Below are 11714 nucleotides of genomic sequence, written 5' to 3'. Positions count from 1 at the left end.
TGTCCTGCAGGACCCGCGGGTCGGGAGCCCCAGCGGAATGGAGAATGGGCCAGGTGGGAACGTGGGCTGTGGTCATGATGCCAGCTTAACCCCCTGGTACCCCGTGCGTAGGGGAGGATTTTGGCCTGGAGCAGCCGGTGGGGTAATGTTGGGGATCGTTCACGGGGGATGCACCAGTGGGGTGCCCGCGATACGTTCGACCCGTATGTCCTCCACTTTGTAAGACAAAAGAAGTCCCACCGCCACGCAAGTGGGGGAGGGACTTCTTTCGTTAAGCGGCGTGTTTTGGGAAGCGTCTTCTGGAGGGAGGCAATCCTCAGGCGTCGACCGCTGGCCGGTCGTCGGTGGACCGGTTCAGCGTGAACCGGTACCCCACGTTGCGCACGGTCCCGATCAGTTGCTCATGGTCGGCGCCCAGTTTTGCCCGCAGCCGCCGCACATGAACGTCAACGGTACGAGTGCCGCCGTAATAGTCGTAGCCCCACACCTCGTGCAGTAGCTGATCGCGGGTGAACACCCTGCCCGGATGCTGCGCCAGGTACTTGAGCAACTCGAATTCCTTATAGGTCAGGTTCAACGGTTCCCCGCCGACCCGGGCGGTGTAGCTGGCCTCGTCAATGACGACGCCGGAGGCGCGGATCTCGCTGCTGCTTTCCGTCTCGGCGGCACTGGACCGCGCGATGACGAGGCGTAGCCTGGCCTCCACCTCAGCCGGACCGGCGGAGTCGAGGACGACCTCGTCAGCCAGCCAGTTCGCGGCGACGGCGGCCATCCCACCCTCGGTGAGCACCAGCATCAGCGGGGCACTCAGTCCGGTGGCTTTCAGCAGTTGGGTGAGCGATCTGGCCCCGACCATGTCTTTACGTGCGTCGACCATCACCACGTCGCAGGGCTCGGTTTCCAGCAATGCGGTCGGTTCGGCGGGCAGAATGTGGACCTTGTGGTTCAGCAATTCGAGCGCGGGAAGCACACCCACCGAGGATCCGGGGCTATTCGTCAACATCAAGATGTGCGGCATGTGTCCTCCATATATTTGGACGCGCATCATCGGGCGCTCTGGGTCGGGCGGCTGGTGAAGATCCTGACCGATCTCCACAGGTCAGCAGTCCTGTCAGATTTGGTTCAGTATACCGGGTGTGATGCGACCCACCCGGGACCCTCGTTTTCACTTGCCGGAGCGGTAAGGCAGTATTGCTGGGGTGAGAATATGGATGGTGGCCGCTGCAGCGGCAACAGCAGTCGTCTCGGTGGTGGCTGCGTCCTACGTCTCGTTAAGTGCTGTAGCAGCAGTGACTGCGGTCCTCATCCTCGTGGGAGCTATCGGCTGGCCTCATCTGCTGGGGGTCCCGGCCAAGAAAACCCAGTCAACGGTCATGGCCGCGAGTGCGCTGGCGGCTACGTCCGCCGCCTACACCGCCCCGGACAGCGAGTACATGCGGTGGATGCCTATCGCCGCTGCCCTCGGTCTAGGGGCTGTCTTCCTGATTCAGCTGTTCCGTGGAACCGGCCAAAGCCTTCGGCTGGAATCAACGCTCGGCGTCGGCGTGGGGGTCTTCCTGGTCTGCCTTGGGTCCGGCTGGGTGGCCGCTGACCAGTTGTCGGTCAATGCGGGAAACACCGGGATGATGCTGGTCACCGGGATCAGCGTCATGATTGCCCTGGCCGTGTCGCTACTGCCCTGGCCCGACCGGATTGTTGCGCCCCTGGGCACGGTCCTGGCCGCAACTGCCGGACCCCTGGGGGCCATTCTGTTCACCGATGTGCCCGGCCTCGCCGCAGGCATTGTGGGTGCGATCAGTGGAGCGGTCATTGTGTGCACCCGGCGTCTGCTCCTTGCCCGTGAAGCGCCACTGAACGTGGCAGCGGCCCTGTCCGTCGGCGTCGCACCCATTTTGGTGATCGGCTCGCTCGTCTACTTCCTGGAAAAGCTGCTCACCGCCTAACTTCTACCTCCGGCCGGCCCGCGCCGCACCGGAGCGCCGTTGGGGTCGAGAGCTGCCGATACGTCGCGTTAGGATGGACGCATGTCGATTCTTGCGCTTGAAATCTTCTTCATTGGACTGTTGGTACTCGCTTCGCTGGCGATGGCTGGGGTAGCAGCGCTGGTGATCACCCGCCTGTACAAGGGCCAAAAGTAAGGCTGCCCGCTCACCATGTCCTTTGAGATTCCCACGGACCTCACGCCCGAACTGGTGCCACTGTCCTGGTTGCTGGGTACCTGGAAGGGCTCTGGCCGTCTCGGCGAGGGTTCGTCCGAGTCCGAGCACTTCGAGCAGCTCGTCACTTTCACCCAGAATGGGCTCCCGTACCTGCGGTACACGGCGGAGAGCTGGCTCACCGACGAGCATGGCACCCGCCTGCGCCCGCTCTCAGTGGAAACCGGGTTTTGGGCGCTGGACCGCAAACTCAACGACGCCGACGGCGGGCCCGGGCTGGAACCAGCCGACATCGTCCNGAAGAGCGCCGAGGAGGTGGAGCAACTCCGCAACGCCGAAGACGGTTTCGATATCACCGCCACCATTGTGCACCCCGGAGGAATCGCCGAACTGTACTACGGGGTCATCAAGGGCCCACAGATTCGGCTCAGCACCGACCTGGTGATGCGGGGCCAGAACTCCAAGGAATACACGGCCGCCACACGCCTGTACGGACTTGTGGAGGGCGACCTGTATTGGCGCTGGGACGTCGCCGCCGACGGCCAGCCGCTGAAAGCCCACGCCTCCGCGATTCTCAAAAAAGAATCCTGACCAGTCGTGCTCCACGGCTGGCCAAGGAATACGGCCCGCCTAAGGATGCGTTAACATCACCATGACCTATCTCAGCCCGCTGCTCACCCGGCCCGGCGCCGTCGCCGCTGGCGCACCCGATCAGGGCACCGCATCCCACTACGGTGACCCCTTCAAGGAACAGCGCGCCCTCGCCCGTGGCACCGCCGTCGTCGACCTGTCCCACCGGGGCGTGGTCACGGTAACCGGCCCCGACCGCCTGAGCTGGTTGAACACCCTCTCTTCGCAACTCCTGTTGGGCCTGGAGCCCGGCAGCAGCTCCGAGACCCTCCTGTTGAGCGTGCAGGGCCGGATCGAATACAACGCCCGGGTGGTCGACGACGGAACCACTACCTGGCTGCTCGTCGAAGGCTTCGAAGCCGCAGGTATGGCCGCGTGGCTGAACCGGATGAAGTTCATGCTCCGGGTGGAAATCGCCGACGTGTCAGAGACCTGGGCGGTGCTGGGATCGGTGAAACCCATCGAGTTGCTGGTAGCACGCACCGTGTGGGTCGACCCGTGGCCGCGGGTCACGGAGGGCGGGTACGCCTATTCGGTGGTGACCGAGGAAGACCACCCCGGGCTGGAACGCCCCTGGTTCGAATACCTGATCCCGCAGGCCGAACTCGTTACCACCGTGGATGAACTCGCTGGGCACGGTCTGAGCCTGGCCGGCGCCATGGCTTCCGAGGCGCTGCGTGTCGCCGCGTGGCGTCCGCGGGCCGGCGCCGAGACCGATGAGAAGACGATTCCGCACGAACTGGACCTGATCCGGACCGCTGTTCATCTGAACAAGGGTTGCTATAAAGGTCAGGAAACCGTCGCCCGGGTGCACAACCTCGGACACCCACCACGCCGCCTCGTCTTCCTGCAGCTCGACGGCAGCCAGCACACCCTGCCCGCGGTGGGCAGCGCCGTCGTCGCCGGTGGACGCACCGTCGGCACGGTGACCTCTGTGGCACAGCACTACGAGATGGGCGCGGTAGCGCTCGCCGTCGTGAAACGTTCGGTCGATCCACTGGGTGAACTGGTGGTGCAGGACGGCGATGAGGTGTACGCCGCAGCGCAGGAAATCATTGTGGCGCCGGACGCGGGCCAGGTGGTGGGACGCGCCACCGGGTTCCTGAAAGGACGCCGGTAACGATGACGGACGCCAACACACCGGACACCAATTCACCGGACACCAGCGCGGATGAGGCCGTCGCACTGGCACACCAGCTGTTCGACGCCGCCCGTGCCGGCGACGCGGCGACCCTGAGCCGCTACCTGGACGCGGGGGTTCCCGTCACGCTGACCAACAGTGGCGGTGACAGTCTGCTCATGCTGGCTGCCTACCACGGGCACGCCAGCGTCGTGGCTGACCTTGCCCGCCGCGGGGTTGATGTCAACGCCGTCAACGACAAGGGTCAGACGCCACTGGCGGGTGTGGCTTTCAAGGGTTATGACGACGTCGCAGCGGTGCTGGTAGGTGCCGGGGCCGACCCCGACCGGGGCAATCCCACGGCACGACAGACGGCCCAGATGTTCAAGCGTCAGAACCTGCTGGAGCTGTTCGGCGGGCAGTAGCAACCGCCCTGTTTAGTGCCCGGTTGGTAGCAGCACGCTGGTTTGGCTGCCGCACGCGACGAAGCCTGACTTCAACGCCGTCCTGATCGAAGCGCTGTTATCCGTGCGTGCCCGCCACTGCGGAATCAGTCCCGCCGCCATGGCATCCTCAATCACCACCTTGGTGATGAAGGTGGCGTGGCCCTGACCGCGGTGACCCGGCGCGGCCAGCACCCCCAGATGGGCGAGGATGCCGCTCCAGATGTCGTACCCTGCGCCGGCGAACGGTGTGGGGGGAGCGGTCGAGTCGTCGACCAGGATGGTGCGGTGTTCCAGAGCGCTCAGACCCACTTCGGCGATGTCATCGGGCGGGCAAAGCCGCTCCAGCTCGACGGCGAACTCCAGCTCATCGCTCACTGCCACGTCGTCGCGGGGTTCGAGGGTCGGCAGGTTATCGCAAAAATACAGGCCAGCCGCTCCCAGACCACGGCCCCCCTGTTCTCTGGAGAGCCGGAGCAGGGTCGAGTGGCGGGCGAGCACATCGCCGTCGAGCTCTGCTGCTGCGTCGAGGGCCCAACCGGGCCCGACCAACGCTTCCTCGCCGAACAGCCGCACAAAGGTCAGCAGTTCGGCGTCGTCGTCCCGGCGGTAAACCCGTTCGCCAGCTGCCTCGGCGAACGCGGTGTCATCGAGTTTCAGCAGCCGAGACCATCCGAGCTGAATGATTGAGACGGTGCCGGGATCAAGTTCCATCTAGGCAACGTTAGCCGAAGAGGATGGCTGCCTCGTCGTACCGGTGCTGGGGGACCACCTTGAGGTTACCCAAAGCGGCCGCGAAGCCCACCCGCGCAATTTCCGTTCCCTTGAGTGAGACCATGGTGCCCCAGGCTTCGTCCACCACCGAGTCAACGGCAGCCATGCCGAGACGCGTCGCGAGGACCCGGTCGAACGCCGAGGGAACCCCGCCGCGCTGGATATGACCCAGCACCGTGGCGCGGGTTTCGATTCCGGTACGGGATTCGATTTCCGGGGCCAGCTGATCGGCGATCCCGCCGAGGCGCGGCCGCCCGAAGGTGTCGAGGCCACGTTCGGAGTGGGCCTGGTCCAGGTGCGCCGGGACAAAACCTTCGGCCACCACCACAAGGGGCGCACGACCACGGTGATTGGCCTCGGTGACCCACTCGGCGATCTGCTCCAGGCTGGTCTGCTGCTCAGGGATGAGGATGGCGTGGGCGCCGGACGCCATCCCGGCGTGCAGGGCAATCCACCCTACGTGGCGTCCCATCACCTCGGCCACCATGCAGCGGCTGTGCGACTCCCCGGTCGTCCGGAGCCGGTCGATAGCCTCAGTGGCGATCTGCACGGCGGTGTCAAAGCCGAAGGTGTAGTCGGTGGCGTCGAGATCGTTGTCGACGGTCTTGGGCACGCCGACAATTTTCAGGCCGGCATCGGTAAGCCGATTCGCGGCGGCAAGTGTTCCTTCGCCGCCGATCACGATCATCGCGTCTATACCCAGCCGTTCGAGGGTGGCCTTGATGGCGTCGGGTCCGCCGTTGCCCTCGAAAGGGTTGGTGCGGGAGGTTCCCAGAATGGTGCCACCCTGTTTGGAGATGCCCCGGACGGCCTGACGGGGGAGCTCGATGATGTCGCCCTCCACCACACCACGCCAGCCGTCACGGAATCCGACAAATTCCAGGTCGTGGGTCTTGATGCCGTTGAGGACTGCTCCACGGATCACGGCGTTGAGTCCAGGACAGTCGCCACCGCTGGTGAGTATTCCGATTTTCATGTGGAGCTGGGTCCTTGCAGGTTGAAGAGGTAGAAAGGTCAGAGCGCCCCATTGAGCTCAGCTATGATTCTAAACACATTTTCGGAGCAAGACCGCTATCGGGAACCCGGTGTGTGCCCGTTCAGGATGCCACGTTCCATCGCCACCACGACCGCCCGCGTTCGATCATCGACGTCCAGTTTGGCGAAGATCCGCAGCAGATGGGTCTTCACGGTGGTTTCGGCAATGTAGAGCTTCGCGGCGATATCCGGGTTACTCAGCCCCTGGGCGACGCACTGGAGCACCTCCCGTTCCCGCGGCGACATGCGCGGTCGCTCTGGCGCCCTCAGCCGTGACACCAATTTCGCCGCAATCGGCGGCGCGAGAACTGTTTCCCCACGGGCCGCCGCGAACACCGCACTGATGATGGTTTCACCCGGGGTGTCTTTCAGCAGGTAACCGACCGCGCCGGCCTCGACGGCCCGCACAATGTCGGAGTCGCCGTCGTAGGTGGTAAGCACCAATACTTTGACCCCGGGCTGGCTCGCCAGGATGCGGGCGGTAGCGTCCGCCCCATCCAGGAGCGGCATCCGCAGGTCCATGAGGACGACGTCGGGCACGACGTCGGTCGCGGCGGCCACTGCTTCCTCCCCGTTGGCTGCTTCGGCGGCGACCACAATCCGGGGATCGGTGGAGAGCAGGTTAATCAGCCCGGCGCGCACCACCGGATGGTCATCAACCACAAGAATTCGGACCGTATCCGCGTCGGCACTGTGGGCGGGGGAGTTGGGTGAGGTGGAACTGCTGCTGCGCGGCTGGGCAGGAGTCATTGAGCCTCAACCCGTTCCGGCTGGTTCTGCGCCGCAGCAGGCGGGGCCGCAACGGTGCTCTGGTGATCTTCGACGGGCACCACCATGTGGAGGACGCATCCCTCTCCGTTGGCCGAGCTGATACTGAGAGTCCCCCCAATCTCGCCGAGCCGTGCGCTGATGGATTTCAGCCCGTAGCCGGAGGTATCCAGGTCCGGGTCGAACCCTCCGCCGTCATCGCTGACGGTCAGGACCAGATGAGATCCCGAGTGTTCGAGTTTCAGCTGGGACCGGGAAGCCGAAGCATGCCGCCGGACATTGGTGAGTGCCTCCTGTGCCGAGCGGAGGAGCGCGATTTGCTGGTTCGAGGTCAGGTGCGGCAGGGCATCGGGCAGCGTCGAGGAGGTGTCACAGCCCGCTGATGTCGCCGCCGAGGCAAGCCTGTCCAGTGCCCCCAGCAGGTCTCCGCCCTGCAGCTGGGACGGCCCGGTCGACGCAATCAGGGACCGGGCTTCCTGTAGGTTGTCACGTGCGGTGGTATTGATGGCGTCCAGCCGTGCCACCAGGTCCTGGGCGGCGCCGTCGTCCAATCGGGTGCTGCGCAGCTGTGCGAGCGCTGCTTCGGACAGCATCACCACCGAAGTGAAGCCCTGGGCGAGGGTGTCATGAATTTCACGGGACATCCGTTCCCGCTCCGCCATGGCGCCCTGCCGCTGGTCGGCGAGTTGGAGTTCGGTCCGGGCGGCCTCCAGCTCGGCGAGGAGCTGCGCACGGTCCTCGCTCTGGTCAATGATCTTGTAGATCCACAGTCCCAGCATCGTTGAGGCCAGGAAGGACAGGCCGGCTTGCAGTCCGATTCCGAGGAGGTCTTCGGGGGACCCGCCGAACCGGACAAGCTGCCCCGTTGCCACCGCGACGCAGATGGCTGCCGTGCTGATGAGCCCTGCACGCGCCGTGCTGGAGAACATCCAGATCTGCGGAAACGCCACGAAGAGGAGTACAGCTCCGGAGCCTGGGAGGAAGGCCAGAAATCCGACCACCAGGATGAGGAGGATCACGTAGGCCGTAGGACGCCACGTCCCCAAATGTTGCTGGCGGGTCAGGAAGGGGTACGTGGCCGCCAACACCCCCAGAGCACTGAGGGTCACCGCCATGATCGTGGGGTTCGGCTCCCCGTTGAGAACCACGAGGACCACCACAACTAATGCTGTGTAGAACCCGATGTGCCACCACTTCATCCCGTGGATCCACACCGAGTTCTCCGGCAGGAGCCGGTCGGTGCGCTCGGGTTTGGTGTTCATGCCAACACCCTACGTCCGGTGAGGTGCCGCGGCCCACAAGTCCTCATTTCTGCGGTGGCCATTTGAAGGTGAGCCGGGTCAGAATCAGCCCGACCACCAGCCAAAGACCAATCACCATGGCTGACATGCCCAACGCCCAGGTCTGGCCGGGCTCAGCCAGTTCAAACTGTTCGGGCAGGAACACGCTGCGCAGGCCACTGGCAGTCCAGCGCAGTGGCGTCAGGTTGGCCACCTGTTGCAGCCACTCTGGGAGACCCGTGAACTGGAAATAGACACCCGAGATGAAGGACAGGATGAGGACCGGCATTACTGCCAGAGTCGAAGCACTTTCAGCCGATTTGGCGATGCAAGCGAAGGCTGTCCCGACGACCGCCCAGGCGGCAGTGGCGCCCAGTAGCAGCCAGGCTACGGTTAGCCAGGCGCCCCAGGTGGTGGGGAGGTCGATGCCGAGGAAGAGAGTGCTGCCGATCACGAGGATGATTGACTGCCCGACAATCAGGTACAGGGTGACACCCATTTTGCCGATGAAATAGGACAGCAGGGGTAGCGGGGTTCCAGCGAGCCGTTTGATCCCGCCGTTGAACCGGTCGGCTGCCACATAGCCGCTGAGGTTCTGGAAGCCGCTGAGGATTGTGCCGAGCGCCAGCATCCCCGGGAAGTAGTGCTGTGCCATCGTGACTTTTGCCTCGGGTGGGCCCACTGAGGGGTCGTTGCCGAACACGGTCCCGAAGAGCGCCATCATGACGATCGGGAAGAACAGGATCAGGATTAACGACAGCCCGTCCCGGTTGAAGGCTTTGATCTCGGTGACGGCCCGGCGTCCGCCGAGGGCAAGGGTGCTGGGCCGCCAGGCTGCGTTGTGTGCAGCGCCGGTCTGCTGACCGGCGTTCAGAGTGGTCATGCCTGTACTCCTTCGTGTGAGGTCAGCGGGTCAGCGGTCGTGGTGGTTACGGTGTCGGCGTCATGCTGGCGGAGGAGTTCTAGGTAGACATCCTCGAGGCTGGGCCGGATAACCTCCAGATCGGTCGGTTCCCAGGAGCCTCCCTCGGTGAGTTGGTGGATCAGGGCACCGGGAGAGGTGGTGGCCTTTTCGTGCTGGCCGTCGTCGTCCCTCCACCGCACTCGGGGGATTCTGAGGTCCGGGCCTCCCACGCTGTCGGCGGTGCCGGTGGCGATGACCCGTCCGGACGCGATGATGCCGAGCCGGTCGGAGAGGTGCTGGGCTTCGTCCAGGTAATGGGTGGTGAGCACAATTGTGGTTCCATCCTTGCCAAGGCCCCGGATCAGGTCCCAGAACCGGCGGCGGGCGGCAGGGTCGAAGCCGGTGGTGGGCTCGTCGAGAAACAGCAGTTCCGGGTTGCCGATCATGCCCAGGGCCACGTCAACCCGTCGGCGCTGACCACCGGAGAGGGACTTGATGAGGGCCCCGGCCTTCTCCTCGATCCCCACAGCAACCATCACTTCATCAACGCGGCGCGGGTTGGGATAGAGGGCGGCAGCGTCTTTGAGTGCCTCGGCGACCTTCAGTGTGCCCATATCGGTGGCTTCCTGCAGCACAATGCCGATGCGTGAGCGGAACAAAGCCGGCGCCTTGTACGGGTTCTGTCCCAGGACGGTGACAGTGCCGGATGTTGGTTTGCGGTGGCCTTCAAGAATCTCGATCGTGGTGCTTTTTCCGGCACCGTTGGGTCCCAACAGGGCATAGGTTTCGCCGGTCTCAATGGTCAGCGACAGCTTGTCGACGGCGACTAGATCGCCCTTCTTCGGCTGCCGGTAAGACTTCGTCAGGGAGTCGACGACGACGGCGCTCGCCGGATCGGTCGGGGGTGAGGAACCTGGTGTTTCGGTGCGGCTGGACGCAGTTGACTGTTTCATAACACCAGCGTGTCACCGGGGCCAGCCCGGCGACAGATCCGGTAGGACGAGTGATCCTGTCCTGCTACAGCAGGACACGAACATCAGCTGGCCCGGGGCGGGCAGGCCCCCGGGCCGGGGCGCCTTCGATGGGCATCCCGCCCTTGGCCGGGAAAGGTTGAGCGTTTATCAGAGGCGGGTTCTCTGGTCTGAAAAAATAGTTGAAAAAGATTTTCTGGTGGCCCTGAATCGGCCCCTGTTTTGTCAGTGCCCGATGATGGAATGGAGGTATGGAAAGCAATACAGCTTCTTCTACCGGATCGGGACTCTTCCCCGAGCCGGGCCCGGATTCCGGTCCGGATTCCGGGTCAGCGAACAGGTCCCCGGGCGCTTCAGGGTGTGCGGGTGCTGCGGGGGCTTCGAGGATCCCGGGTGGGTATGGTGCCGGCGGGCCCCTGGGCGAGGGCTCGACCTGGACGGCACCGAAGGCATCCACCGATCCCACCGATTCCCCCGGTCCCACTGATCCTCTTGATCCGGCTGCCGAGGGTGGCCCGGCGTCGCTGCCGGCGTTGTCTGGTCAGGTGTCGGTCGCGGCGATGGTGACGTTGAACGCTGGCCAGACCATGAACCTACTCAAGACGCTGTCGGTGTTGCGGTCCTGGGTCGACGCGCAGGAAGCCAAAGCCCTCACCCACCTTCATGACGTGATAACCGAGGAACATTCGTGGGCCGAAGACCAGGACCACACTCACGCCCTGGCTGCGTCGGAGATCGGTGCGGCCCTGCGCCTGCCGGAGCGCACTGCTGGTTCCCTGCTTGACCATAGTGAGCTGCTGGTCCGCGATTACCGGGCCACCCTGACCGCGTTGGAGAATGGCAGGTTATCGCGCCGTCACGCGTGGGCGGTGGTCGGGGAAGCGATYGGTATCCCGGATACCGTTCCCGCCGTGATGGCCGCATTCGAGGCCCAGCTCATCGGTCTGGCCTGCAAGACCACGGTGGCGAAGTTTTACCGCCAGGCCCAACGGTTACGTGACATCTTCCACCCAGAATCGATCACCCTGCGGCACCGGAAGGCGCTCCAGGACCGTCGAGTGTATCTGGACCCGGCGCAGGACGGGATGGCCTGGCTCGCCGCCTTCCTGCCCACCGAACAAGCTGCCGGGATCTTCCACCGCGTCGACACCGCAGCCCGTAACCTGCAAGGCCCCGACGAGGACCGGACCCTCACCCAGTTACGCGCCGACGTCCTCGTGGATGTCCTCACCAGCGCCGGACCCACCGGACACATGAGTGAAGCACCCGACCCAGCTGGCCCAGCTGGCCCTGGTGCTGCCGCTGGGACCGAACCTGATACTGCCGCTGGGGCCAGCCCGGGTGCTGACCGGGCCGGACCGGGAACAGCGGACCCCGGATCCCGGACGAACAGCGGATCCGGGACGAACAGCGGATCCAGTCAGCGGCGAGAGAGCAACAGCCCCAGTCAGTCGGGGGAGGCCAGCGTGTATTGGGGTGTGCAGGCGAAGGTGTTCGTCACCGTTCCGGTGATGACTCTCCTCGGCGGGGATGCTCCGGGTGAGTTGGAAGGGTATGGGCCGATTGATCCTGAGACGGCACGTCAGCTCGCCGGGCACGCACCATCGTTCACCAGGATCCTCACCCACCCCTT

General features: G+C 64.6%; 12 protein-coding genes. 5 read left to right on the top strand and 7 right to left on the bottom strand.

Going from position 1 to position 11714, the window contains the following annotated elements; genetic code table 11:
* Positions 1-316: 316 nt before the first annotated feature.
* The gene (locus K728_RS0117595) at positions 317-1018 is read right to left on the bottom strand and encodes a winged helix-turn-helix transcriptional regulator (RefSeq protein WP_024477494.1); all 702 of its coding nucleotides are present in this window, start codon (positions 1016-1018) and stop codon (positions 317-319) included.
* Between the two features lie 193 nt (positions 1019-1211).
* On the opposite strand from K728_RS0117595, the gene K728_RS0117590 reads away from it, so the two are divergent.
* The 4 genes from K728_RS0117590 (at position 1212) to K728_RS0117570 (ending at position 4331) form a co-directional block, all read left to right on the top strand.
* A complete protein-coding gene (locus K728_RS0117590) occupies positions 1212-1943 on the top strand; it encodes a hypothetical protein (protein ID WP_024477493.1) in 732 nt (243 codons plus the stop codon).
* Positions 1944-2153: 210 nt separating this feature from the next.
* On the top strand, positions 2154-2747 hold the full coding sequence (locus K728_RS0117580; RefSeq protein WP_024477492.1) for an FABP family protein: 594 nt from the start codon (positions 2154-2156) through the stop codon (positions 2745-2747).
* Between the two features lie 61 nt (positions 2748-2808).
* Positions 2809-3906, top strand: a complete 1098-nt coding sequence (ygfZ, locus tag K728_RS0117575) for a CAF17-like 4Fe-4S cluster assembly/insertion protein YgfZ (protein WP_024477491.1) — start codon at positions 2809-2811, stop codon at positions 3904-3906.
* Positions 3907-3908: 2 nt separating this feature from the next.
* Positions 3909-4331 (top strand): ankyrin repeat domain-containing protein, encoded by a 423-nt coding sequence (locus K728_RS0117570; RefSeq protein WP_024477490.1) that lies wholly within the window; start codon positions 3909-3911, stop codon positions 4329-4331.
* A 12-nt stretch (positions 4332-4343) separates the two neighbouring features.
* Here the strand turns inward: K728_RS0117570 and K728_RS0117565 are convergent, their stop codons facing one another.
* The 6 genes from K728_RS0117565 to K728_RS0117540 form a co-directional block, all read right to left on the bottom strand.
* The gene (locus tag K728_RS0117565) at positions 4344-5063 is read right to left on the bottom strand and encodes a GNAT family N-acetyltransferase (protein ID WP_024477489.1); all 720 of its coding nucleotides are present in this window, start codon (positions 5061-5063) and stop codon (positions 4344-4346) included.
* A gap of 10 nt (positions 5064-5073) precedes the next feature.
* Positions 5074-6099: a 6-phosphofructokinase gene (locus K728_RS0117560; protein WP_019483722.1), complete on the bottom strand. Its 1026-nt coding sequence runs from the start codon at positions 6097-6099 to the stop codon at positions 5074-5076.
* A 95-nt stretch (positions 6100-6194) separates the two neighbouring features.
* Positions 6195-6908 (bottom strand): response regulator, encoded by a 714-nt coding sequence (locus K728_RS0117555; RefSeq protein WP_019483723.1) that lies wholly within the window; start codon positions 6906-6908, stop codon positions 6195-6197.
* Positions 6905-8188, bottom strand: a complete 1284-nt coding sequence (locus K728_RS19920) for a sensor histidine kinase (RefSeq protein WP_024477488.1) — start codon at positions 8186-8188, stop codon at positions 6905-6907. The genes K728_RS0117555 and K728_RS19920 overlap by 4 nt, the downstream gene beginning before the upstream one ends.
* 43 nt (positions 8189-8231) lie before the next feature.
* Positions 8232-9089, bottom strand: a complete 858-nt coding sequence (locus K728_RS0117545; protein WP_024477487.1) for an ABC transporter permease — start codon at positions 9087-9089, stop codon at positions 8232-8234.
* On the bottom strand, positions 9086-10063 hold the full coding sequence (locus K728_RS0117540) for an ABC transporter ATP-binding protein (RefSeq protein ID WP_024477486.1): 978 nt from the start codon (positions 10061-10063) through the stop codon (positions 9086-9088). Before K728_RS0117540 ends, K728_RS0117545 begins: the two co-directional genes overlap by 4 nt.
* A 269-nt stretch (positions 10064-10332) precedes the next feature.
* Between K728_RS0117540 and K728_RS20305 the strand changes: the two genes are divergently transcribed.
* Positions 10333-11714, top strand: a 1382-nt coding sequence (locus K728_RS20305) for a DUF222 domain-containing protein (RefSeq protein ID WP_024477485.1), incomplete at its 3' end; no start/stop codon positions are given.

Source organism: Arthrobacter sp. CAL618 (assembly GCF_000468215.1).
Classification (GTDB): Bacteria; Actinomycetota; Actinomycetes; order Actinomycetales; family Micrococcaceae; genus Arthrobacter_D.
Note: the sequence above shows the minus strand (reverse complement) of the source record. Positions and strands in the feature narration are given on the sequence as shown.